Genomic DNA, 25,401 nt, shown 5'->3' on the forward strand with positions numbered 1-25,401 from the left:
TAGGCTTAAATACCCTTATCAGAACACTCTGTTTAACTTAGGTTCAGGTTGAACTGGTATAAATAGCCAACACTCGATGAAAATTACAACATAAGGATGTATACGATGAAGAAACTTGCTCTCACAACCGCTCTGGCGCTATCAATGGGATTATCTGCAGTTGCCAACGCCCACCCAACCAATGCCGGTTATGCTACCAACTCTACTGACACCGTCTGGAAAACCGGTTACGGCGAATGCTGGCAGCACGGCTACTGGACTGAAGAGGACAAAACTGTTGAGTGCGGAGCAGAACCTGCAATGGCCGCTCCGGCACCTGCGCCAGCACCTGCTCCAGCACCTAAAATGATGATGAAGATGATCGATGCCCAGGAAAGCCACATCATCTACTTCGACTTCGACAGCAGCAAAGTAACTGACGTCAGCCCTATCGTAAACTATGTAGGTTCCCTGGCTAAACTGAACTCTATCGAGCTGAAAGGCTACACTGACTCTATCGGTACCAACGCTTATAATGATGCACTTTCCAAGCGTCGCGTTGAAGCAGTAGACGCAGCTCTGGTTGAGGCCGGTATCGAAACAGACAAAGTCGTGTCCTACTCTTTCGGTGAAGCGGATCCAGTTAAGGTATGTACCGATACCGGTGCGTCACGCAAAGCCTGCCTGAGAGAAAACCGCCGCGTAGAAGTAACTATCAGCGGTCAGAAAAAGGTCATGGTTCAACAGTAATCTGATATGGTGACGTTAACTGCACAATAGGCAGTTAAGTTTGATAAAGCCGGTTACCGCACTCTCCTATCTGCGCTAACCGGTTTTTTTCGCTCTGCCAGCGACCAATATGATGAAAAATTTTACCCGATCAATCGACTGCCTGCTCACCGTCGTCAGCGTCTACCCCATTACACTCCCGGTGTGCAGATGACGATCAGAAAAGGCCTGCCCCGCTGGCTCAGCTGGCTCCCTTTTGGCCTGGTCCCTTCTATCTCTCCTGACCATCTGGCGCGAAACCCGGAACAGTACCTGCTCATTGATGTACGCACAAAGCTGGAGTTTAATAAAAGCCATATTCCCGGCGCACTCTCGATCCCCCTGCACACACTCACTCATGATCTGATAGACAAACTACCCGCAGATAAGCCGGTTATCTGTATCTGCCTTTCTGCCCATCGCAGCAAGCCGGCAACACGCAAACTGATCAGAGCGAACTATAGTGCCCGCGAGCTTAGCGGCGGTATGAGGGCCTGGTGGAAAGCGCACCTCCCTACGGAAAGTTCGGGTGGCAGCTAGCCCCGAGCAGAATGCGTAGCTTCGGTTCCTGCAACAAATAAACGCGCCTTCCGGCGCGTTTCGTTTTTTATTTAACCCACCCATACCCGGGCATTGCGGAACATCCGCATCCAGGCACCATCTTCTTCCCAATGCCCCGGAGCCCAGCTATTGGTGACCGCACGGAACACCCGTTCCGGGTGTGGCATCATGATGGTCACCCGGCCATCAGTAGTGGTCACACCCGTAATGCCATCAGGTGAGCCATTCGGGTTAGCTGGATAAGACTCAGTCACCCGGCCATAGTTATCCACATAGCGCAGCGCGACTGCGCCAGAACTCTGCAGGTTGGCCAGATGGGTCTGATCGGTGAACTCCGCCCGTCCCTCACCGTGAGCCACAGCGATCGGCATACGCGAACCAGCCATCCCCTGCAGGAACACAGACTGACTCTCCTGCACCTCAACCATCGCTACACGGGCTTCAAACTGCTCAGACATATTGCGCACAAAATGCGGCCAGAGGTCAGCCCCCGGAATCAGCTCATGCAGGTTAGACAGCATCTGACAGCCGTTACAGATACCCAGCGCGAAGGTATCTTCACGATTGAAGAACGCTTCAAACTGATCCCGTGCACGAGTGTTGAACAGAATCGATTTAGCCCAGCCCTCACCAGCCCCCAGAACGTCACCGTAAGAGAAGCCGCCACAGGCCACCAGACCTTTAAAGCGCTCCAGCTCAACCCGCCCTTCCAGAATATCGCTCATATGGACATCAACGGCAGCAAAACCGGCCCGGTCAAAGGCCGCGCCCATCTCTATCTGGCCATTAACACCCTGCTCACGAATGATCGCCATCTCAGGGCGCACACCGGTCTGAATAAAGGGTGCCGCAACATTGTCGTTCTGATCAAAGGTCAGTTCAGCATGCAGGCCTGGATTGTGCTTATCTAACAGGGTATCAAACTCCTGCTGCGCACAGTCAGAGTTATCCCTTAAAGACTGCATCCGGTAAGAGGTTTCGGCCCAGGCCCGCTGCAAGGTTGTGCGGGACTCGGAATAGATCTCCTCATCATCAAAATGAACCCGCAGCTCATCATCCAGATTAACCGAACCGATCACCTTGGTGATCTCTGCCAGGCCGGCCGCATTCAGTTCAGTCAGCACACTTTGCAGATCAGCACGCTTAACCTGAATCACCGCTCCCAGTTCTTCAGCAAACAGGGCAGCTGCAAATTCAGAGCTATCGGTTGCCAGCATATCCAGATTGATATCGACACCGGTGTGTCCGGCAAATGCCATCTCGGCAATGGTGGTAAACAGGCCGCCATCGGCACGATCATGGTATGCCAGAAGCAAACCCTGTTCGTTGAGCTCCTGAATCGCAGTAAAGAACGCCACCAGCTGTTCAGGGTCATCGACATCGGGCACATCCTGGCCAACCTCGTTATACACCTGCGCCAGAGCAGACAGACCCAGCCGGTTCTGACCGTTACCCAGATCCAGCAGAATCAGGTCCGTCTCGTCAATATCGGTCTGCAATTGCGGCGTCAGCGTCTTGCGTACATCCAGCACCGGCGCAAAGCCGGTGATAATCAGCGAAGTCGGCGCCGTTACCGACTTATCTTCACCCTCGTCATTCCAGACGGTACGCATCGACATAGAGTCTTTGCCCACCGGAATGGTAATTCCCAGTTCCGGACACAGCTCCATTCCCACTGCTTTAACGGTGTCGTACAATTTCTCATCTTCACCCGGGTGACCGGCAGCACACATCCAGTTGGCAGAGAGTTTAATATCGATAATATTGCCGATTCTGGCTGACGCCAGATTGGTAACAGTTTCACCCACCGCCATCCGGCCCGAGGCAGGAGAGTCAACCAGCGCCAGCGGCGTCCGCTCTCCCATCGCCATCGCCTCACCGGCATAGGTATCAAACGCAGCGGTCGTCACAGCACAGTTCGCCACCGGTACCTGCCATGGCCCCACCATCTGATCACGGGCCACCTGTCCGGTAATAGAGCGATCGCCAATGGTGATCAGAAAGGACTTTGACGCAACAGCGGGAAGCTTCAGCACCCGGTCAGCGGCCTCTTTCAGATCGATACCGCTGGCATCAAAGGCTGGCACTTCATAACTGATTCGATTGACCGAGCGGTGCATTTTGGGCGGTTTACCAAAGAGTACACTCATCGGCAGGTCAACCGGTTTATTGCCAAAATGAGCATCGCTCAGAGTCAGATGTTTCTCATCGGTCGCCGTACCCACAACCGCATAGGGGCAGCGCTCACGGGCACAGATCGCTTCAAAGCGCGGCATATCTTCCGGCATAACAGCCAGCACATAGCGCTCCTGTGCTTCGTTACACCAGATCGCCAGCGGTGACATTCCCGGCTCATCATTATTGACGTTGCGCAGCTCAAAATTACCGCCACGCCCACCATCTTTAACCAGCTCAGGGAAGGCATTGGACAGGCCACCAGCCCCCACATCATGGATAAAGGCGATCGGGTTAGCATCCCCCTGCTGCCAGCACTGATCGATCACTTCCTGGCAGCGCCGTTCCAGCTCGGGGTTATCCCGCTGAACAGAGGCAAAATCAAGATCCGCAGAGGAAGTGCCAGAAGACATAGAAGAGGCTGCACCGCCGCCCAGACCGATCTGCATAGCAGGCCCGCCCAGACAGATCAGTTTCGCGCCCACATCGATCTCACCTTTATCAACATGATCGGTACGAATGTTCCCGTAACCACCGGCAATCATGATCGGCTTGTGATAACCACGCACCTCTTCTCCGGCCGCACCATTAACGCGCTGTTCGAAGGTACGGAAATATCCGTTCAGGGCTGGACGACCAAATTCGTTGTTGAACGCAGCCCCACCGATGGGACCTTCGAGCATAATATCCAGCGCCGAGACGATCCGCTCAGGCTTGCCGTAATCCGATTCCCATGGTTGTACAAAACCGGGAATCTTAAGATCAGACACGGTAAAGCCGGTCAGACCCGCTTTTGGTTTAGAGCCTTTACCGGTCGCGCCCTCGTCACGGATCTCACCACCGGAACCGGTAGCAGCACCGGAGTGCGGCGCAATCGCAGTCGGATGGTTATGTGTCTCAACCTTCATCAGGATCTCAATACTTTCCTGATGGTAGCCATACTCTTTAGTTTGCGGGTCAGGGAAGAAACGCCCGGCCTCAGAGCCCACCATTACCGCTGCATTATCAGAGTAAGCAGAAAGAATATTCTCGCCACCCAGCTCATTGGTGTTACGGATCATCGCAAACAGGGATTTTTCCTGAGCTTCGCCATCGATATCCCAGGAGGCGTTGAAAATTTTATGCCGACAATGCTCTGAGTTCGCCTGAGCAAACATCATCAGCTCAACATCGGCAGGATTCCGTCCCAATTCAGTAAAGCTCGCCACCAGATAATCGATCTCATCATCTGCCAGCGCCAGACCCAGGTCAGTATTCGCTTTAACCAGTGCATCGCGACCACCAGCCAGAATATCCACCAGCGTCAGCGGCGCAGGCTGATCAGTACGAAACAGCTGGCTCGCCTCATCAACACGACTGAGCGTCGCCTCAACCATACGATCATGCAACTCTGCACGCACCAGCTCCAGTTCTCCATCACTCAGTGGCTGCTCAGAATGCACAAAATAGGCAGTTCCGCGTTCCAGCCGTTTGATGCTCTGCAAACCACAGTTTCTGGCTATATCAGTGGCTTTAGAGGACCACGGAGAGATCGTACCCGGACGGGGTATGACTAAAATCAATTGACCTGAAGGCTCTTCCACTTTAGCTTTAGGGCCGTAGCAAAGGATACGCTCCAGCGTGTTTTGCTCCTGATCGGACAGGTTATTTTCCAGATCAGCGAAATGCATAAACTCACCGTAAACGCCGGTGATATGGGCAATTCGGGATTTCAGGGCAGACAGCAGCTTATCGTGACGAAAAGCAGAAAGAGCAGGCGCTCCACGCAGTACCAGCATGTTAGTTTCAAGCCTCTTGAGTGTGCCTAACAGATAGGTTGTATGTAGGAGAAAATTAAGGCCGAATTTTACTGAAATAGCGGATTAGTTACCAGAAAAAGCCCATTTTCTTATGCGAATAAATTTATTTCACGCCAAAGAGCTTCTTTTCCTGCTGATTTCAGTATCACTGTTTGCGGCTCTGTTGCTCTATAACCAGAGTCACCACACCCAACTTGATTCAATTCAGAAAAACGGGACACTCAGGGTTGCCACCCGCAATACATCGACAACCTATTATCAGGACAACAACGGCAACCCCACCGGGTTTGAATATGAACTGCTGAAGGCCTTCGCCGAATATCTGGGAGTAGAGCTGGAACTGATCATTCCCGATACCTTTGGCGAGGTGTTCACCCTGGTTCAGAACCGTAGCGCCCATATTGCCGCAGCCGGGCTGACCATCACAGAGGAACGAAAAAAAAGTTTCCGCTTCTCACCTGCCTACGCTTACTCTACTCCCACCCTCATCTATCGAGTTACTCAGGGAAAACCTGAACCAAAAACCATCGCCGATCTTGAAAATAAAAGCATTAAGGTGATTGCCAACAGCAGCCACGCGGAACTGCTGCGCACGCTGAAACAGACCTACAGCTTTCTCAAATGGCAGGAAACAACCACCAGCAGCGTCACGGAATTGCTTGAAGATGTGTATGAACAGGAGATCGACTACACCATCAGTGATGACTTTGTTTTCGATGCACAGAAATCCTACTTTCCCGGTCTGAAAAAATCCCTGGTGCTCAGTAAACCTGAACAGGTAGCATGGTTGCTGATAAAACAGAACGACCAGAGCCTGCAACGCGCCACCGTCCGTTTTTTTGAAGCACCCGCTACTCAGGAATTGCTTGTTAAGCTCAAAAAGAAATACCTGACCCGACAAACCCGTCTCGGTTATGTTGATATAGAGACCTTCAGGTCGGACCTGGAATCGCGCTTCTGCAAGCTGGAACAATACTTCATGATGGCAGAGCAGGAGACCGATATCGACTGGCGACTGCTGGCCTCAATCGCTTATCAGGAATCACACTGGAACCCTAAAGCGGTTTCCCCCACCGGTGTGAAAGGGGTGATGATGCTGACCAGAGCGGCCGCCAGAGAAGTGGGTATTAAAGACAGGACCCACCCGGCAGAGAGCATTCTGGGAGGGGCTTACTATCTGCAGAAAGTAATGGCCAAGATCCCCGACAGAATTCAGGGCAAAGAGCGAGTCTGGTTCGCACTGGCCTCCTACAATATAGGTTACGGACATCTTGAAGATGCCCGGGTTCTGACCGCACGGGCAGGCAGAGATCCGGACAAATGGAGCGACGTTAAAGAGTTTCTGCCACTGCTGACCCAGAAAAAATATTATCAGACCGTGCGTCACGGATATGCCCGCGGCTATGAACCGGTTCTCTATGTTAAAAATATCCGCAACTACTATGACCTGCTTGACTGGGAACTGCGCAAGGCCAGGATCGAAGCGGCTAAACCGCCACTGAGTCCGGCCGAAAATGAGGGTGAAATAGTGATGCCGGGAACCCCTCTGAACAATGGTGAGGAAGCGGTTCAGGAGATGATCGATACCATACCCTCAACACTGTAAAGCGACTCTCAGTCCGGCCTCCTGATTCAACAGAGTTTTTGAAACAATCGTATTAGCAGATCTCCACATCCGCCACAAAGCCGATTACAATGCTGATCTAAACTATCCAACTGAGTAAGCCTGACCCCATGCTTCTTCGACTTATAACGATACTTGTCGCCGGACTTACTCTCAACATGGCTCCATACAGCCTTGCCGAACCGGAAGATCCTCTTTCTCTGTATTTTGACACCACGATTCCGGAAGCAGGTCACCCTGACAATCACAAAACTGACAGCAAAGCGCCGCCAGAAACAATAAACAGCAGCGCCACTACAACCGCAGAAACAGATACAACCGCTGTCGTCGATAAAGTAACCATCGCGACAACCAAAAGCCCGGTAATTAACAGCTCAGAAACCAAACGCGTAGAAAGAATAAGCTCAAAAACTGATATTTCTGATACCAACAGTACTGACGCCCATTCTCCTCAACAAGGCAATGCGCCCACCGCAGGCTTAACGGCTAAAGTCACAAAGCCTGTCGCTAAAACCGGGCCCTATGAGGATGTTATCAGTATCTGTAAACAGATCGGTGACAAGCTGGGAAGCGTCTCAGCCGCTGATTGCCTCGCCGCAGAGTTTAATCTTCCACGGTTTTACTCAAACCGTCACCTGCCTCTGCTGGAAAAACATTTTCCTGCCTATCCTGAACCGGAAAAAGCCCCCAGAATTCTGTTCCTGGGCGGCATCCACGGCGATGAATACTCCAGCGTCAGTATCTCGTTTAAATGGCTGAAAATTTTACAGGAAAACCATAGCGGTATTTTTGACTGGCACTTTATGCCTCTGGCCAATCCCGACGGGTTGTTGCAAACAAAATCAACCCGGGTAAACGCCAACAATGTCGACCTTAACCGTAACTTCATCCCGGCAGAAACCGCCATTGATCCCCTGCAACACTGGCAAACCTACGCCAGAAAACGGGCCCGCTATTACCCGGGCACAAAACCCCTGAGCGAACCTGAAACCAGAGCAATTCACCAGCTTATTGAGGAACTAAAGCCTGACGTGATTGTCTCCGTTCACGCACCTCACGGCATTCTCGATTATGATGGCACTATCACACCACCGAGGAAACTGGGGCCGCTGCATCTTAAACAGCTGGGCACATACCCGGGTTCACTGGGTAACTATGGCTGGTTTGTCAAACAGATCCCGGTAATGACCATCGAACTCAAGCACGCCGGTATTATGCCCAGTCAGCACGACATCGACAGAATGTGGAGTGATCTCATTCAATGGGTAAAACAACGTACCGAAGGCGATGGCTCTTTGCTGGCCCGCAAGGACCCCCTCAAAAGCGGGTCGGATAACGGGTTGCAAGTTCGACAGTAACGCTCAGGTTGTCATCTGCAGGCGAAGATAGGCCTCAAACGCCTGGGCGTCAACGGGTTGACTAAACAGATATCCCTGTATGTAATCACAACCAATATCCGCCAGAACCCGATACTGAGGTTCGCTCTCAACGCCCTCCCCGATCACTTCCAGGCCTAAACCACTGGCCATCATAATCGCAGCTTTTACCAACGCGAGATCCTCCTTATCGGTTTCAATGTCACGGATAAAGCTGCGATCAACTTTAATACGATCAAACGGCAGGTTTTTCAGGTAACTCAGAGAGGAGTAACCTGTACCGAAGTCATCCATCGACAAGTCAATACCCATCTGTTTCAGTTCGGCCAACAGCGCCAGGGTTTCCGGATGATTGCCCAGCAAGACCCCCTCGGTTATTTCGATCTCCAGCATCGACGGATCAATACCTGATTCAAGCACTTTCAGTACCGATGCAACGATACTATTATTCCTGAACTGACGAGGGGAGACATTAACGGCCAACTTTAACGACAGACCCAGGCGCCGGTTTATATCAGCGATCTGTCGCGCTCCCGTCGTCAATACCCAGTCACCGATGTCGTTAATAATACCGGTCTGCTCAGCTATCGGGATGAACGTATCGGGACCGATAGCCCCCAGGGTTTCGCTGTGCCATCTCAGTAAAGCCTCGACACCGGATACCTGTCGGGTAACGGTATTCACGATCGGCTGGTAATAAACTTCCAGCTCATTACGCTCCAAGGCATGACGCAGGTGCCCCTCGACTTCGAGGCGGTGCCGGACTTGCTCATTCATAGCCAGGGTATAGAAATGATAGCTACTACCCCCTTCATCTTTTGCACGGTACATAGCGGCATCAGCATTGCGCAATAATATTGCAGCATCCTCGCCATCTTCCGGGTAAATCGAGATCCCGATACTGGGAGACACCACTAGATCAACGCCCTCCACCAAAAAGGGCTCTGAGTACGCAGAAATAATTTTTTGCGCTAGCCTTTCGACATCACTGGTCTGCTGAATCCCCCCCAGCACCACAAGAAACTCATCGCCACCTTGCCGGGCAATGGTATCCCCACCGCGCAAGACCCCTTCCATCCGTCGGGCAGCCTCGACCAGTAACTGATCTCCCGCATCATGCCCCAGAGTATCATTCACCTTTTTGAAATCATCCAGATCGACAAATACCACCGCTACTTTGTGCGCCTCGCGCTGTGCTATTTTCATCGATTGATTTAAACGATCCACCGCCAACATCCGGTTGGGCAGATCGGTCAGTGCATCGTATTGCGCCTGATGTAAAATGCGCTGTTCCTGTTCCTTACGCAGCGTAACATCCTCTTCTATCGCCAGATAATGGGTGATATGCCCTTCGGGGTCCTTAACCGGAGATATATGTGCCTGCACCCAAAACTGCTCACCACTCTTCTTTCTATTGAGTAGTTCGCCAGACCAGTCCCGCCCTTCAGTTATCGCCCCCCAAATATCACGATAAACAGATTCACGCGTCTCTTCCGAACGCATAATCGCTGGCGTCCGCCCCAACACCTCTTCAAGTTGATAGCCTGATTGCATCAGATAAGCTTCGTTGACATATTCGATCTGTGCATCCCTATCAGTAATAATCACCGAAACCGGGCTCTGCGCCACTGCCTGTGATAGCTTACGCAACTCAGCCGTGCGGCTCTCAATCAATACCTCCAGTTCATCGTGAGAGCGGCGAATCGCTTCCTCAGCCACTTTACGGACGGTAATATCCCGGCCAGCCCCGCGATAACCAACAAACTGGCCATTCTCATCGATGACAGGCTTTCCGCCTATCTGGATATGATGAATTTTCCCACTCTCAGCGATCACTCGCTCCTCAAGCTCATAAAAAGGCTGATGCTGTTCCAGTGCCTGCCATAGCGCCTGCTTAACTTCACCTCCAATCTCTAAAATCCCCGCCTCTTCAAGTTGCTGTCGGGTTTTACCCAATAACTTTTCATAGGGGACCCCGGTTATTTCGGAAAAGCGCCTGGAGATGAAAGTAAACATCAGATCGCCATCCATCTCCCAAAACCAGTCTGACGCGGTTTCTGCAATGTCACGAATACGTTGCTCACTTATGCGCAATGAGCGCCGTGCTTCCTCTCGCTCGGCCATCTCTTCCTGCAAAGACCGGGTTCGCTCATCGATAATCAATTCCAAATTATCGTTTGCCTGGTGCAACTGATCGAGGGCACTGCCCAGTCGTCCCTGCATATAGTTGAAGGACGTTACCATATGATCGAGTTCATCAGGCTTTCCAGGAGGCTTTCGATCAAGTGTCATCGGCATAAAGCGATTCTGTTCACCCGTACGGGACAAAAATTCCGAAATTTTAACAAGATGGCGAGTGACTAAACGGTGAATCAGAAACAGAATAAAAAAGGAGACAACAAACGTTTTAATACCCTGGCTTATCAAAATAACAAACGTCCTTTCCAGCAAGCGATCATAGATGCCGCTCAGCGTCGCATAAACCGTCAGAACCCCGATCTGCTTCGCTCCGCCAGGCTCTTCATGCACAAGGGGGTACTCTCTGCTTAGCACCCCTGAGCTGTTTACCTCTCCCACTGATATCGAAAGGCTGTTCGAAACCCCTTTAACGGTTTCATCGACGGTTGCCCGGGATATATCAGGCAAGCTGACCACGCCCTCAAGCTGACTTCGCAGAAGGCCACTATCCATATTCCACAAACTAACTGAAACCGTTTCGACATAACCGTTTTGAATATCAGAGAAGCGTTGCTCGATCTCAGAAACACCCATCCGGTAATCGATATAAAGCTGAACCAAAGTCAGTACAAGAGTAATCAGGGAGCTGAACAACAGGATATTGACTAGCAAACGCCAGCCAATACCTGCCCAGGATCGGGAGGCAAAAGAGGGAGGGCTACCTTTCGCATGAGCAGATGAATCTACGCTCTTCTGTGATGGTTCGTCGTAACTAGCTATTGTCATTATCCTCAACTAACGGGTGAGGGTCACTCCGACTGCATTTATCCATCCAGCTCCAACTGAGTCATCACAGCCTCAAGCCGTTTTAACACTGCAGGCGCATCCGGAAACGTCCGGGATAGCACTAAAAAAACATCCAACCGGGAATAGGTATCGTAAACAGTACCCGCTACGGGTTGCTCAGCCAGTACTTCCTCAGCGGGACCCTGATAATCAATCAGATATTCGCCGCGTCCCCGCTCAAAGAGCAAAAAGGCCTCAGCGTGGCTCGTTGCCTCCTGGATGATTACGCCATTTTGTGGATCTCGCAGATACTGACCAAGCCCACCATAACTGTAACCACGGATAGTAATAACACGTTTACCGGCCAGATCTTCCTGCGCGTTTACTGACTGAGAAGCTTGTCGCCTAAAAACTCGTAACTCCGTACTGGCAACAGGCCGTTCACTAAACAGACAACATGCCTCAAGAGTTGATGCGCGAACCAGCATAGAGAAAGGTATGATCCCCTCCTGCAGATACTTAAACAAACGTTTGGCGGGAAGCGCCCTGCTCTGCCACTCGACGCCGGCCTCACTGAACAATTTTTCCGCCACGGTCAGAAGCGGATTTTTCAGTTGCCCATCAGAGTCACGTTTTGTGGTCCAGACAGATACATCAGGATACCCATACACAAGCACCATTTTCTCAGCTGCCTGGTTGTTCAACGGCACAATACCGATAAGCACCCCCAACAAGAGTCCGACAAATACTTTACTCATATGCCTCCGAAAAACGCCGCCCTTACCCAGTAAAAACCAGAGTCATCGAGTATAGGAAAATTCCACAGGCTTGTATTCAAGCCAGGTATTAATCATCAATCTTTACAACCCGATTTGAGTAATCGGGCCAATAATCCGATAAATTTCATAAACATCATCGAATGTCAGGCCCGGGGCAAAGATCGTATCGTACTTAACAGAGACTGATGATTGATCTGAAACAGTTTTATCAGAATCCATTGAACAGACTAAAAAACTATATTTCGTTCAACATCCGTAAAACTCCAGACAGAAAAGAGATCTACCTGAGATATTTTATTTCGGGGCTGTAATCTTTTCAGCACCAGCTGACAAACGTTGAGCAGCGTTTTTCTCAGCTTTCTTTTCTGAACGGCGGCGGCGAAAAAAAGCACTGATAGCGTCACTACAACGCTCGGCTAAGACCCCCCCCAGATATTCTGGCCAGTGGTTTATCCAGGGTTGATCAAACAGAAGAGCATTGCTGATAACCGCTCCAGCCTTGGGTTCGGTGGCACCAAATACCACCCGCTCCACCCGGGCATGAATAATGGCACCTGCGCACATGGTGCAGGGCTCAATGGTGACGTAGAGCGTTGCGCCCACCAAACGATAATTACCGATACGAGTGGCGGCATCACGTAACGCCATAATCTCGGCATGAGCGGTAGGGTCATGTCCGCAGATCGGCTGGTTCCAGCCCTCGCCTATCACCTTACCATCCAGGACAACAACCGCTCCTACAGGCACTTCACCGGCATCAGAAGCCCGCTTAGCCAGTTGTAGGGCATGCTCCATCCAGCGAATATCATTTATCTCATTCATAGATGCAATATACCAAAACCATCACAGCGGGGGCACAGAATCTTCAACAGAAAAAATATTAAATAAGAGATGTTAGTCAGAAGTCGATCATCTTACTGCCCCGGGCATTCTTCGTTCCCTCACTCAAACTGTAGATCATGGCGAAGCCTGCTCTGCAGAGTCATACAGTCTCACCTGTTTCTCAAATGCCCTGAGTTTTATTAGTTTCGCTCTGGTAATGAATATGCAACGATATAGTTATGAAAGTGAGTCTATTATCAGGCAAAGCTCAGAAAAAAGGAGGTATTTATGCTTGTAACCTTTTCCTGTCCCGCCTACGCGAACATTACCCTGTTTGGCGATGTCGCCATCAGGCTACTTAAAATGATGGGCCATAGCGAGGCAGTACCCGGTGCACTGCTGGCTGATGATGTTCCAATGGCATTAGCAAGCCTGGAAAAAGCGATCGCCTACGGGGAGCAAACGCCCACAGAGAGCGGGTATGACGATGAACCTGACGTCAGCCTCGCCCATCGTGCCCTGCCGGTGATAGAGCTGCTCAGGGCGGCAGCTAAAGATCACTGCAACGTGATGTGGGACAGCAGCGGGACTTAATCTAATTCAGCGGATAGCAGTATCATTCGTAAGCATCCATTATGGACGGCAGCGAGCGGTTTAACAGCATTTCACATCTGATTGGCGCGGCACTGGCGCTGGTGGGCGCGGTTGCGCTGGTTCTGATCGGGTTGCGGCGCGGTGATCTGTACCACATCGTAGCGTTCAGTCTATATGGCACCACATTATTTCTGCTTTATTCAATATCAACTATTTATCACGGCCTGCCCCCAGGGCGAGCAAAACGGATATTTCGCATGCTCGACCATCAGGCCATTTATCTGCTGATCGCCGGCAGCTACACTCCGTTCATGCTGATTACCCTTAAAAATACTGTGGGGTGGTGGATGTTCGGTGCAGTCTGGAGCCTGGCCATACTGGGAGTGGTACTCGTTGCACGTCCCAAGCGCGGCAGGCGGGTGCTGCCAATGACTCTCTATTTTGTAATGGGCTGGTTAATTTTGCTGGCAATAAAACCATTGCTCGCAGTGCTGCCTGCCGCAGGTTTTCTCTGGCTGTTAACCGGCGGCATTCTCTACTCATCGGGCATTCTGTTTTACGCTCTGGACCATCGTTCCCCCTGGATGCATGGGGTATGGCATCTGTTCGTGCTGGGGGGCAGCATCAGCCACTATATTGCAATTCTGGTTTATATCTGAGACCTGTAAGCACCCTCACTAAGGCTAATAAGCCTCTGATAACAACAGTTTCACCTCGGCCAGGGTGACATGCAGCGCCGCCCCGCTAAGTCAATAGTTTTCAGTTTTCGCTGCCGTTGCACGTAGTGCCATTATTTCCGCATAAGCGGTCGGGTCATGCCTGCATGATCGGCAGGCACCATTCCTCGCCAATTACCATCCGGCCCAACGACGGCTCACTGGCAATTCATCTACCTCAGCAGCCTTACGGGCCAATTACAAAGCATGCTCCACCCAGTGTAAATCTTCGTTTGAATTTATAAGTATCAATATACACAAAAATTATTCTGATGATGCCTTAAGAGCTCTATTTCAAGCTGAAGGAAATATGACAAATCGGGTTGATCTGAGACATACTGCAAAGCCTTAATGTAGAAGATACTTCAATAGTCAGTTTGGTGAGTTTAAATAGCCAGGTTTATTTAACACAGCAACCAATCACTGTACTGTAGATTGCAACGAATGGATCAGCACCGACCAGGCTACGCTTTGAAGAACAGATATTAACTGTATTGTTAACCATAAATATTGCACTCAGTCAGGGAGGACTAGGCAGATAACAGAACAGAATGATTGAGAAGGCCGATGAAAGCCACAGTCACGATAACAAAAATTATACAATTGGCGGTTATCATACTACTCGGCAGTACCATTACTGCTCTTTATGCCCAGCCCAGCCCCCTTTCACCGACGATTCAGCCTGCGAATCCTCTTAAAAGTCTGCCCGCTACACCAGTCTTTCACCACATGACCATTGATGACGGTCTGTCACACAATTCGGTATTCCACGTGCTGCAGGATCGCCAGGGTTTTATCTGGATGACCACCGTCGAAGGCATTAACCGCTACGACGGCATAACGATGACCACCTTCATGCCCCAGGCCAAGGACAGCAAAAGCACGCCGCAGTTCTACCAGACGATGCTCGAAGGTCGTGATGGCACCCTGTGGTTCTGCAACTATGGCGCAGGGCTGGTTCGATATGACCCGGTACACGATAGCTGGAAATACTATCAACACGATAAAAACAACCCCAACAGCCTGGCCAACGACACCCTGTGGCTATTGTATGAGGACCGTGATGGTATCCTGTGGGTTTCCACCTTCGATGGTCTGAGCCGCTTTGACCCGGCTACCGAGCAATTCACTAACTACCTTCATAATCCGGATGATCCTACCAGTCTGGGGGCCACGGTTGCGGGTCAGGTCATTCAAAATAACGATGGCAGCTTCTGGGTGGGTACCTTCGGTGGCGGACTCGACAAGTTCGATCCGGAGAGCGGCGTCTTTACCCACCACCGGCACGACCCGGATGATCCAGATAGCCTGAGCGACGACGGTGTCGATACGATATGGAAAGATCCCGACGGCACACTCTGGGTTGGAACGGCTAACGGACTCAATCATTTCGATCCTGCCACCGGCAGCTCCATTCGCTATATGCACGATGAAACCGACAGCCATAGTCTGAGCCACAACTATGTCGTCGATATGAAGCGTGATAGCCGCGGTGACCTGTGGATCACCACCTGGGGTGGCGGCCTGAACCGCTTTGATGAGCAAAAACAGCACTTCATACGCTATCAGAGCGACCCGCATGACCCGGACAGTTTTAGCAATGACCTCGGCCTGTACTTCTCCGAAGACCGCAATGGGGCACTGTGGTTTGGCAGCATGGGGGGCGCCAACCGATATGATCCTGATGGGCAGCGCTTCGCCCGCTACCAGCATCAACCGGACAACCCGAATTCGTTACCGGCGGGCCGGGTGCGTGAAATCACCCAGGACAAGGACGGTATCTTCTGGATCGCTATGTGGGATCAGGGCGTAGTGCGCTTTGACCGGGAGAACAATGTCTATACGCGTTACCAGGCTGAGCCGAACAACCGCAACAGCCTGAGTAACGATAATGTTTTCGACATCCTATATGATCCACGTGGCTGGCTGTGGGTCGCCACCACTGCAGGATTGAACAAGTTTGACATCAGTAGCAAAACCTGGACCCAGTACCATGCCGACCTGGCTAATCCCAACGCGATGGCCAGCGACTGGGTCTCCGGCGTGGAACTCGATACAAAGGGTAACCTGTGGCTGGCTGTGTATGGCGCAGGCTTACACCGCTTCGACCCCAACAGCGGTATCTTTACTCGTTTTACCTACGACCCAAGCAATCCGCACAGCATGCCGGACAATGTGAATCTGAACTATGTGAAGGCCGAAGCTGATGGCAAGCTGTGGGTAGGTGGCGATGCGTCGGTTAGTCTGTTCGATCCGCTAACCGAGAAAGCCGTGAACTTCACCCCCGATCAGCATGGCATTAGCGGTCTTACCAGTCATCAAACCTATCAGGATCGGCAAGGCACGCTGTGGGTAGCGACCACCAGCGGGGTGAACCAATATGATCCTGCGAGCAAGCATTTCACCACCTATCCAGAGATTAGCGCTGTGTTGGCCGATGATGCTGACGGTAATCTCTGGGTGATTGCCGGCAAAAGCCTGGCACGTTTTGACCCAGACAGCGGCAGCCTGCGTCGCTATGACGAAAATGATGGTCTGTTAAGCAATTCATTGGAACCGACTGCCGGATATACCAGCCCCAGTGGCGAAATATTCGTCGGCGGGGCCAAGGGTTTCAACAGCTTCTTTCCCGATCAGTTGCCTGACAACCTGACTCCTCCGCCGGTGGTTCTGAGCAAACTTCAACTGCTTAACAAGCCAGTCGCGATCGGTGATGACTCCCCATTACAGCAGAGTATCAGCTATACCCGGCATATCACCCTGCCTTACGACTACCTCTCGCTCAGTCTGGAATTTGCCGCCTTAGACTATCGCGCACCGGAAAAAAACCAATACGCCTATATACTGGAGGGTTTTAACCAGAACTGGATATCCACCAACAGCGCGAATCGACACGCCACCTATACCAATCTCGATCCGGGTGACTATACCTTTCGCGTCAAGGCCTCCAACAACGATAGCGTCTGGAATGAGCTCGGGACTACGCTTGAGATCACCATCCTGCCACCTTGGTGGGCAACCTGGTGGTTCAGGGTTCTGGTTGCTGTATTTATCGTCGCCCTTATTTTGGCCGGGTATCGCTATCGTCTGAGGAATCTGCGCAAGAAAACGGTGGAACTTGAGCGAGAAGTGGCGCTACGCACCCGAGAATTAACCGAGTCGAACCAGCAGTTACAAATCGCCGAGAAAGCGGCTGAGCAAGATCGGCAGAAAGCAGAAGCGGCGAACAGGGCCAAAAGTGTTTTTCTGGCCAACATGAGTCATGAATTACGTACCCCGCTGAATGCCATCCTGGGCTATGCTGACATTCTTCATCGCAACCGCGAGGTCAGCGGCTCCGCCCACGCTGGCCTGCATATCATCCAGCACAGTGGTGAGCACCTGTTGACCCTGATCAACGATATACTCGATCTGGCCAGGGTTGAATCGGGTAAGCTTGAACTTCATCCTGCCCCCTTTAATCTAACAAGCTTTTTACGCCAGATTATGGGCATTATCCAGGCTCGGGCCGAGGAAAAAAATCTGTCACTCACCTTCGAGAGCCTTTCCCCCCTGCCTGATATGGTTGTAGCGGATGAGACACGCCTGCGCCAGGTCCTGCTCAATCTGCTGGGTAACGCGGTGAAGTTTAACGATGAAGGCAGCGTATCCCTGACGGCTGAGGCGCTGCAACAGGCTCAGCACGGGGGAGTAGAAGATATCAGCTTGCGTTTCCGGGTGGTAGATAGCGGTGTGGGCATTGCCGCAGATCAGTTGCAGCGGATCTTCCAGCCCTTTGAGCAAACCGGAGAGGCTCTCAGGCAAGAAGAAGGAACCGGGCTGGGTCTGGCGATCAGCCAGCAGATTGTGCAGCAGATGGGGGGGCTATTGCAGGTTGAAAGTGAACCGGGCAAGGGTAGTGTCTTCTGGTTTGACCTGACCCTGCCGGTGTCGGAGAGAGGCTCCGGGGAAGAGTCTTTATTGCGACAGGGTCCTGTTGTGGGTTATGAGGGGGTCCGACGCAAGGTGCTGGTGGTTGACGACAAGTTGTTTAACCGACAGCTGCTGGTCGATTTATTGCAGCCTGCGGGTTTTGAACTGGACGAAGCCGAAGATGGGCAACAGGCGATAGATAAGGCCCTGCTATGGCGGCCAGATGTCATCGTAATGGATCTGGTGATGCCGGTTAAATCTGGCTTTGATGCAGCGCACGAGATGCGCCATAGGCCTGAGTTAAAGGACGTGTTTTTAATCGCTGTCTCGGCCAGTGTGTCAGAATCAGATCGGGGCAAAAGTTATGAATCCGGTTTTGATGAGTTCCTACCCAAGCCGATCATGGTGCAGCGCCTGTTTGATCTGCTGGCAGCACGGCTGAAATTGACCTGGGTCTACGCCGATGCAGATGGTGAAACTGAAGTTCCCATGAATGCACCACCCAGCGAACAGCTTAAAGAATTACTTGAGCTGGCCGAGCAGGGGCAGATTTTTGAAATCCAGGTGCTGGCTACTCGTCTGGAGGAAGAGAGTGACGCTTACATACCATTTGCTCAGCAACTACAGAAACTCGCCAAAGGATTTGAGATGCAACGAATAATCGCTTTTGTCAGATCTTTCATGGGATGAAGAGACCTATGGAAAAAATTGCTGAATCTTTTCTATACCGTGTTATGCAGCATGCGGGAGCACAAAAAGGTTACCTGTCTATCGAGCCAGGCCTTGAATTTTTTGCCAGGGCAAACGCACATGGAGAGATTGAAGTTCAACATGCGCCATCAGCGTCTATGCCTGGTGTTGCCGAATCGATTACCCGCTATGTGAATCGAACGGGAAGTTGCGTATTTCTGGCTGATGTGGACAGCAGCGCCGGAGACTTTGTTAATGACCGACACCTGCTGCAAGCAAAGCCGAAGTCACTTATCTGTTTACCGATTCGAGATAAGGCGGCGTCTCTCGGTGTCGTCTACCTCGAAAATGACCTGACCGGGAATACCTTTACCCAACAGCACAGGTCTGAGATTGAGATGTTGCTGTCCCTGCTGGCAGTTTCCCTCGAGAGTATCCAAAACCTTAATAACCTGAAGGACAACGAAGCCAGGTATCGCTTGATCTTCGAGAACTCTCCGACGCCCACCTGGGAGGATGATTTTTCAGCAATAAAGAGAGTTTTCGATGATCTTCGGGATAGCGGTGTGAGCGATATCGAAGCCCATTTCAGGCAGCATCCAGACATCGTCCGGCAGTGCGCAGAGCTGGTCAAAATCGTTGATGTCAACAGAGCAGCCTTGAGGTTACATGGGGCAACCACTAAAGAAGAGTTGCTGGCTGGACTGATTAATACCTTTACCCGCGAATCGCTCGATTCATTTCGCCATGAGCTGATCCAGCTGTGGCACGGTAATACCAGGATGAGCAGCGATGCGGAGGTAAAAACACTTAATGGTGAGCCACGGAATGTGTCGGTCAATCTGACCGTCTGCCCCGGTTATGAGGAGTCCCTCTCCAAGGTATTCGTATCGCTGACCGACATCACACAACATAAAGAGACAGAGTTGCAACTCAAACAAGCCCTGGCATTTAGCGAGGGAGTAATTAACGCCATACCGGATATCCTGATTGAAGTTAATGCACAGGGAAGATATCTCAATATCTGGACGCGGCAGCCAGAACTGCTGGCGGCCCCCAGAGAGGAACTGATTGGCAAAACGGTTTATGAGATCCTCCCGCCTGAAGCAGCTGACGTCTGTATGAACGCCATCCGCGAGGCGGATGTGGAAGGTATCTCGCTGGGAAATACCCTGCGCCTGGATCTACCCGAGGGAACACACTGGTTTGAGCTATCACTATCAAAAAAACCATCTGAAGATCACGATGCAGAAGCAAGCTTTCTTGTTCTCTCACGCGATGTGACTGAACGTCTGCAGATGCAGGAGGAGCTGCGTGCCAGCGAACAGAGAGTACAGGCAATCCTTGACCAGACATTCCAGTTTATTGGTCTGTTATCAACCGATGGAACAACCCTGAAAGCCAACCGCGCTGCATTAAATTTTATCGGCATCGAGGAAAACGAGATCATAGGTAAACCGTTCTGGGAAACGCCCTGGTGGACCCATTCCGTTGAACTTCAACAACAGCTAAGGGATGCGATCCGGCGGGTGGCGGGCGGAGAGTTTATGCGCTTCGAGGTGACCCACACAGATAGGGACGGCAATACACACGATATCGATTTTTCCCTTTCACCCGTCACCGACCCCTCGGGCCGGGTTATACAGTTGATCCCGGAAGGACGGGATATCACGGAGCAGAAGCAGAAAGAGGATGAACTGAGACATTATCGTCTTCATCTCGAAGAAGAGGTTCTGCAACGTACCGAAGAACTGCAGATAGCCAAGGAAAAAGCAGAGTTAGCCAACCGTGCCAAAAGTGTTTTTCTGGCCAATATGAGCCACGAACTTCGCACCCCTCTAAATGCGATTTTAGGCTACGCTTACATTCTCAAAAAACGGGTGGGGCTGACTGATCCAATGGTTGATGACCTGACCATCATGGAGCGTAGCGGCGAACACCTGCTGACACTCATTAATAACATTCTCGACCTGGCAAAGTCTGAAACGGGCAAACTTGAGATCTATTCTTCTATATTCCATCTGCCCAGTTTCCTGCAACAAGTTCTGGACCTTGTCCGCTTTCAGGCCCAAGCCAGAAAACTCACACTGACCTACGTGAAGCTCACCGCCCTGCCCTGTGTGGTTGCGGCTGATGAAACACGTTTGCGACAAATATTACTTAATTTATTAAGCAATGCAGTCAGATTTACCAAGCAGGGTGACATTACACTGACCGTCCAAATGCTGGATGAGAAGCAGGTTCCTGAAACGGAAGCTGTTCTGCGTTTTAGTGTGCAGGATACCGGCATAGGTATTGCCGCAGAGCATTTAGAGCATATCTTTGAGCCCTTTGAGCAGATAGGTGAAGACTGTTTGCATTCGGGTGGAAGCGGGCTGGGTTTAACCATTAGTCAGCAACTGGTACAGGAAATGGGGGGCCAGTTACAGGTAGAAAGTGAATTAGGCCAGGGTAGTACCTTCTGGTTTGATGTCCCCCTATCAGTGACCAATGCAGTGCTTGAAGAGGATAATTCCCCAAAGATCTGTGACATTCAGGGCTATGAAGGCAAGCACCGGAAGATACTGGTGGTTGATGATAAACTCTATAACCGCCTGCTACTGCTAGACCTGCTGGAGCCTCTGGGCTTTGAAGTGAAAACACTCGAAGATGGACAACAGACACTGGACATGGCCCTGGAATGGCGGCCAGATGTTCTATTGATAGACCTGGTAATGCCAATAAAGTCCGGAGTTGAAATATCCAGGGAGATACGACAACGGACTGAGTTAAAAGATCTGTTTATTATTGCGACTTCGGCCAGTGTGGCGAATTCAAATATGAGAGAAAGCGTAGATGCTGGCTGTGACGCCTTTCTACCCAAACCGATCAAGCCTCAGCACCTGCTGGATATACTAGCTAAACAATGTAAGCTTAAGTGGATTTACGCTGAGGTAGCGGCCGATTCCGAACCGGTCCGGATTGCACCACCACTGGAAACGTTGCAGCGATTGCAACGATTAGCAGAAGATGGACAGATTTTTGCCATTCAGGATCTGGCAAAGCGTTTGGAAACACAAAATGAGGCCTACGTACCGTTCGCACATCAGTTACAGAAACTCGCTAATAGATTTGATATGGAGCATATCGAAGCTTTTCTAACACAATTTTTAAGTTGATCAGGCATGAACTTCGTTGATCCACATAAATACAGTATTCTGATTGTCGATGATGTCCCGGCTAACCTGGCGGTGGTAGCTGAGCATCTGGCCCGATCCGGTTTTCAAATCAAGGTTGCCAGTACCGGTGAGATAGGGCTCAAGATCGCACAGCGGACGCTTCCCGACCTGATCCTGCTGGATGTAATGCTGCCGGGTATGGATGGTTATGAAATCTGTCGCTTATTGAAAGCCGACGAAAAAACCCAGGATATCCCGGTGATATTTATGACTGCGATGACGCAAACGGATCATAAGATCAGAGGGTTTAAGGAAGGTGGTGTAGATTACATCACCAAGCCACTGCAACAGGAGGAGGTTTTAGCACGCGTTTCCACTCACCTGCATCTCAGGGCATTAACCCTGAAACTGGAGGAAGCGAAAGAGGATCTGGAACAACGCGTTGTCGAGCGCACGGTTGAGTTAGCGCAAGCTAACGAAAATTTAAAAAAAGAGATTATCGAGCGAAAAAATACTCAGATAGCCCTTGTCAGAAGTGAGCAGGAGTATCGCAACCTGTCCGATAATTCTCCTGACAGTATTGTCCGTTATGATCATCAATGCCGCGCCATTTATTGCAACCCCTCATTAGCCCAAACGCTGGGATTACCTACAGAAAAGATACTCGGCAAGATGCCGACCGAGTTGACAGGCCACAGTAACAATCGAAAGACCCTGGAATTTGAAGAAAAAGTCCGCGAGGTGCTGAAAAACGGACAACCTGCAGAGATGGAGCTGACCCTGCGCCATACAGAAGGAGAACTCCATAGCCACTTTGTCCGCTTTGCTCCGGAACGTGACCCCTTCGGCAACACTGTTTCAGTGCTGGCCATCGGCCGCGATATCACGCAACGGAAAAAGGATGAAGCGGCATTAAAACACCTGAACCGCGAATTACGGGCGATCAGTGATTGTAATCAGGTGCTGGTACGCGCTGAAAACGAACAGCAACTGCTGGATGACATATGCCATATTATTTGCGATGAGGCCGGTTACTTTCTCGCCTGGGTGGGACTACAGGCAGACAGTTCAACCCATACCTTCAGCCCCGTGGCCTCGGCAGGACCAGGCACCCATCAAGGCTATATTGAACGACTGCAAGAATCCTGGACAAATCACGATCATGGTCTCAGCGGTGCTACCCTGCGTAGCGGAGAGATTACCTGCGTCAATGACTTTACGACAGAGAGTAGAGGAAAACCCTGGATTAATATCGCCGCTGAATTCGGTTATGGATCATCCATTGCGTTACCCCTGAAAGATGAGCACCAGCACACCTTCGGTGTTCTGAATATCTACTCAACTGAAACCGATGCCTTCACTGAAGAGGAACAGCGCTTGCTGTCAGAGCTCGCAGGGGATCTGGCCTTCGGGATCGTCACTTTGCGCAGACGTATCGAACATGACAAGGCCGAAGAACAGATCAGAATTGCAGCCACAGCATTCGAAGCCCAGGAAGGTATCATCATCACCGATGCCGATAAACAGATCCTGCGTGTCAACGCTGCTTTTATGAAGATCAGCGGTTATACATCTGAGGAAGTGATCGGATCAACGCCGAATCTACTCAAATCGGATTACCATGATGACGCTTATTTTCAAAAGATGTGGGACTGTATTAAACGAGATGGTGTATGGCAGGATGAGATCTGGAATCGTCGTAAAAATGGTATGGTTTTCCCTGGATGGCTGAATATTACAGCAGTGAAAAACCTCTGTGGTGACATTACTCATTATGTCGGGACCCTGACGGATATCACAGAACGAAAGCAGGCCGCGGCAGAGATTGAGCACCTTGCCTACCATGACCCGCTGACCCTGCTACCAAACCGCCGCTTATTGCTAGACCGGCTGGATCAGGCATTAACCGCCGGAAATCGCAGCCAGCACAAAGGGGCCCTGCTGCTCATCGATCTGGACAACTTCAAAACCCTGAATGATACCCGTGGTCACGATGCCGGAGATCAGTTACTGATCGATGTTGCCCGACGACTGATGACCTGTGTGCGTAAAGGCGATACCGTCGCTCGTTTTGGTGGTGATGAATTTATGATCTTGCTCAAAAACCTGAGTTCTGACCTTCAGGAAGCCGCCGAACAGAGCCGCCAAATAGGGGAAAAGATACTACATAGCCTGAATCAGCCCTATACCATCGACAGGCAAAAACAGCACATAACCACAAGCCTGGGGATTACCCTGTTTAGCGACACTAAAAACACCGCGCATGACCTGATAAAACAAACCGACATTGCAATGTATCAGGCCAAGGCCGATGGCCGAAATACACTACGCTTCTTCGACCCTGAAATGCAGGCAACCGTGATTGAGCGTGCAACCCTTGAGACCGCGTTACGATACGCTATCGAGGACCAACAGTTCCTGGTTCATTATCAGCCTCAGTTTAATGAGCAGGGCGATATTATCGGCGCAGAACTGTTACTGCGATGGAAGCATCCAGAACGCGGGATGGTACGTCCCGATGAGTTTATCCCGCTGGCCGAGGAAACCGGACTGATCCTACAGGTTGGCAGGTGGGTTCTGGAAACCGCCTGCAAACAGCTGAAAGTCTGGGCAGATCAACCCTATTTTCAGAACCTGAATCTGGCGGTCAATGTCAGTCAGTGCCAGTTTCGCGAGGACGACTTTACGGATCAGGTACGTCAGATACTGGAGGAAACCGGGGCATCGCCCAAGCGCTTAAAGCTTGAACTTACCGAAAGTTTATTAATCGATGATATCGAGTGCTCAATAAATAAAATGCACAGTCTCAGAGCCCTGGGCGTGGAGTTTTCACTGGATGATTTTGGTACCGGTTACTCATCGCTATCCTACCTGACTCAGCTACCACTGGAACAACTCAAGATTGACCGATCCTTCATCAGCACTTTACCGGACAGTCACAATGATGCGGTGGTGGTACAAACGATTATCACTATGGCACAAAGCCTGAAGCTGTCAGTTATCGCTGAAGGCGTGGAAAACGAAGCCCAGAAGCAGTTTCTGGAACAGCATGGCTGTACAAACTATCAGGGCTATCTCTTCAGTAAACCAATAACGGTGACAGAATTTGAAGCGTTTGTGGCGCGCCATAACTAAGGCGATAACAAACAGGTTCCTATGCTTTCCGCGATGCTACCGCTCTGGCAAAAGCAGGACGATTCAGTAATGCGGAACAAGGAGCCTGAATATAATATATTTAAACTCTGAAAGCAGCTCTCATTCACGGTCCCTGGGGAATGAAGAAATGAACGCCTACGCACCAACTGGATGAACCAGTAATATGTTGGGGCACAGCGTTCTGCCTGAACAGCAACTATGATTATTTGATAGACGCATCACCGCAAACAAGCACCACTTAAGTATCAACAAGATGAGTGTAAAAAACGGCAAAAATCACTATTTCACGACATATTCTACCCAAAATGATGATAGTAATATTCCACGC

At 50.9% G+C, this 25,401-nt stretch carries 13 protein-coding genes; 9 read left to right on the forward strand and 4 right to left on the reverse strand.

The genetic code is table 11. From position 1 onward, the window contains the following. The first annotated feature begins 105 nt into the window (after nt 1-105). Together JW499_RS13340 and JW499_RS13345 are read left to right on the forward strand one after the other, a co-directional pair. A complete protein-coding gene (locus JW499_RS13340; RefSeq protein ID WP_205211071.1) occupies nt 106-729 on the forward strand; it encodes an OmpA family protein in 624 nt (207 codons plus the stop codon). A gap of 189 nt (nt 730-918) precedes the next feature. Next, on the forward strand, nt 919-1,287 hold the full coding sequence (locus tag JW499_RS13345) for a rhodanese-like domain-containing protein (protein WP_205211072.1): 369 nt from the start codon (nt 919-921) through the stop codon (nt 1,285-1,287). 71 nt (nt 1,288-1,358) lie between these two features. Here JW499_RS13345 and purL read toward each other — a convergent pair whose 3' ends face one another. Beyond that, nucleotides 1,359-5,261 carry a phosphoribosylformylglycinamidine synthase gene (gene purL / locus JW499_RS13350; protein WP_205211073.1) on the reverse strand — a complete coding sequence of 1,301 codons (3,903 nt, stop codon included), beginning with the start codon at nt 5,259-5,261 and terminating at the stop codon, nt 1,359-1,361. Between the two features lie 112 nt (nt 5,262-5,373). Between purL and mltF the strand changes: the two genes are divergently transcribed. Together mltF and JW499_RS13360 are read left to right on the forward strand one after the other, a co-directional pair. Beyond that, nucleotides 5,374-6,888 (forward strand): membrane-bound lytic murein transglycosylase MltF, encoded by a 1,515-nt coding sequence (gene mltF / locus JW499_RS13355; RefSeq protein WP_205211074.1) that lies wholly within the window; start codon nt 5,374-5,376, stop codon nt 6,886-6,888. A gap of 176 nt (nt 6,889-7,064) precedes the next feature. After that, the gene (locus JW499_RS13360; RefSeq protein ID WP_205211075.1) at nt 7,065-8,264 is read left to right on the forward strand and encodes a M14 family zinc carboxypeptidase; all 1,200 of its coding nucleotides are present in this window, start codon (nt 7,065-7,067) and stop codon (nt 8,262-8,264) included. A gap of 3 nt (nt 8,265-8,267) precedes the next feature. Here JW499_RS13360 and JW499_RS13365 read toward each other — a convergent pair whose 3' ends face one another. The 3 genes from JW499_RS13365 to tadA form a co-directional block, all read right to left on the reverse strand. Beyond that, nucleotides 8,268-11,246, reverse strand: a complete 2,979-nt coding sequence (locus tag JW499_RS13365) for an EAL domain-containing protein (protein ID WP_205211076.1) — start codon at nt 11,244-11,246, stop codon at nt 8,268-8,270. Nucleotides 11,247-11,284: 38 nt separating this feature from the next. Continuing rightward, entirely contained in the window at nt 11,285-12,004 is a 720-nt protein-coding gene (locus JW499_RS13370) for a substrate-binding periplasmic protein (RefSeq protein WP_205211077.1), read from the reverse strand. 315 nt (nt 12,005-12,319) lie between these two features. Beyond that, a complete protein-coding gene (gene tadA / locus JW499_RS13375; protein ID WP_205211078.1) occupies nt 12,320-12,847 on the reverse strand; it encodes a tRNA adenosine(34) deaminase TadA in 528 nt (175 codons plus the stop codon). A gap of 288 nt (nt 12,848-13,135) precedes the next feature. Here tadA and JW499_RS13380 point away from each other — a divergent pair, with 288 nt between their 5' ends. The 5 genes from JW499_RS13380 to JW499_RS13400 all read left to right on the forward strand — a co-directional run bounded on the left by JW499_RS13380 (nt 13,136) and on the right by JW499_RS13400 (nt 25,052). Then, nucleotides 13,136-13,441 carry a DUF1840 domain-containing protein gene (locus JW499_RS13380; protein WP_205211079.1) on the forward strand — a complete coding sequence of 102 codons (306 nt, stop codon included), beginning with the start codon at nt 13,136-13,138 and terminating at the stop codon, nt 13,439-13,441. 41 nt (nt 13,442-13,482) lie between these two features. Beyond that, nucleotides 13,483-14,100 carry a PAQR family membrane homeostasis protein TrhA gene (gene trhA / locus JW499_RS13385; RefSeq protein ID WP_205211080.1) on the forward strand — a complete coding sequence of 206 codons (618 nt, stop codon included), beginning with the start codon at nt 13,483-13,485 and terminating at the stop codon, nt 14,098-14,100. Nucleotides 14,101-14,886: 786 nt separating this feature from the next. Beyond that, entirely contained in the window at nt 14,887-18,759 is a 3,873-nt protein-coding gene (locus JW499_RS13390) for a hybrid sensor histidine kinase/response regulator (RefSeq protein ID WP_205211081.1), read from the forward strand. Between the two features lie 8 nt (nt 18,760-18,767). Beyond that, complete coding sequence (locus tag JW499_RS13395; RefSeq protein ID WP_205211082.1) at nt 18,768-21,917, forward strand: PAS domain-containing protein; 3,150 nt, start codon at nt 18,768-18,770, stop codon at nt 21,915-21,917. 6 nt (nt 21,918-21,923) lie between these two features. Then, the gene (locus JW499_RS13400; RefSeq protein WP_205211083.1) at nt 21,924-25,052 is read left to right on the forward strand and encodes an EAL domain-containing protein; all 3,129 of its coding nucleotides are present in this window, start codon (nt 21,924-21,926) and stop codon (nt 25,050-25,052) included. Nucleotides 25,053-25,401: the final 349 nt, after the last annotated feature.

The organism is Amphritea pacifica (assembly GCF_016924145.1).
Classification (GTDB): Bacteria; Pseudomonadota; Gammaproteobacteria; order Pseudomonadales; family Balneatricaceae; genus Amphritea; species Amphritea pacifica.

Bases quoted from the DNA above. Each gene is read 5' to 3' on its own strand.
- JW499_RS13340 (WP_205211071.1), top strand. From the start codon at position 106: ATGAAGAAACTTGCTCTCACAACCGCTCTGGCGCTATCAATGGGATTA.
- JW499_RS13345 (WP_205211072.1), top strand. From the start codon at position 919: ATGACGATCAGAAAAGGCCTGCCCCGCTGGCTCAGCTGGCTCCCTTTT.
- purL (WP_205211073.1), bottom strand. From the start codon at position 5,261: ATGCTGGTACTGCGTGGAGCGCCTGCTCTTTCTGCTTTTCGTCACGAT.
- mltF (WP_205211074.1), top strand. From the start codon at position 5,374: ATGCGAATAAATTTATTTCACGCCAAAGAGCTTCTTTTCCTGCTGATT.
- JW499_RS13360 (WP_205211075.1), top strand. From the start codon at position 7,065: ATGGCTCCATACAGCCTTGCCGAACCGGAAGATCCTCTTTCTCTGTAT.
- JW499_RS13365 (WP_205211076.1), bottom strand. From the start codon at position 11,246: ATGACAATAGCTAGTTACGACGAACCATCACAGAAGAGCGTAGATTCA.
- JW499_RS13370 (WP_205211077.1), bottom strand. From the start codon at position 12,004: ATGAGTAAAGTATTTGTCGGACTCTTGTTGGGGGTGCTTATCGGTATT.
- tadA (WP_205211078.1), bottom strand. From the start codon at position 12,847: ATGAATGAGATAAATGATATTCGCTGGATGGAGCATGCCCTACAACTG.
- JW499_RS13380 (WP_205211079.1), top strand. From the start codon at position 13,136: ATGCTTGTAACCTTTTCCTGTCCCGCCTACGCGAACATTACCCTGTTT.
- trhA (WP_205211080.1), top strand. From the start codon at position 13,483: ATGGACGGCAGCGAGCGGTTTAACAGCATTTCACATCTGATTGGCGCG.
- JW499_RS13390 (WP_205211081.1), top strand. From the start codon at position 14,887: ATGACCATTGATGACGGTCTGTCACACAATTCGGTATTCCACGTGCTG.
- JW499_RS13395 (WP_205211082.1), top strand. From the start codon at position 18,768: ATGGAAAAAATTGCTGAATCTTTTCTATACCGTGTTATGCAGCATGCG.
- JW499_RS13400 (WP_205211083.1), top strand. From the start codon at position 21,924: ATGAACTTCGTTGATCCACATAAATACAGTATTCTGATTGTCGATGAT.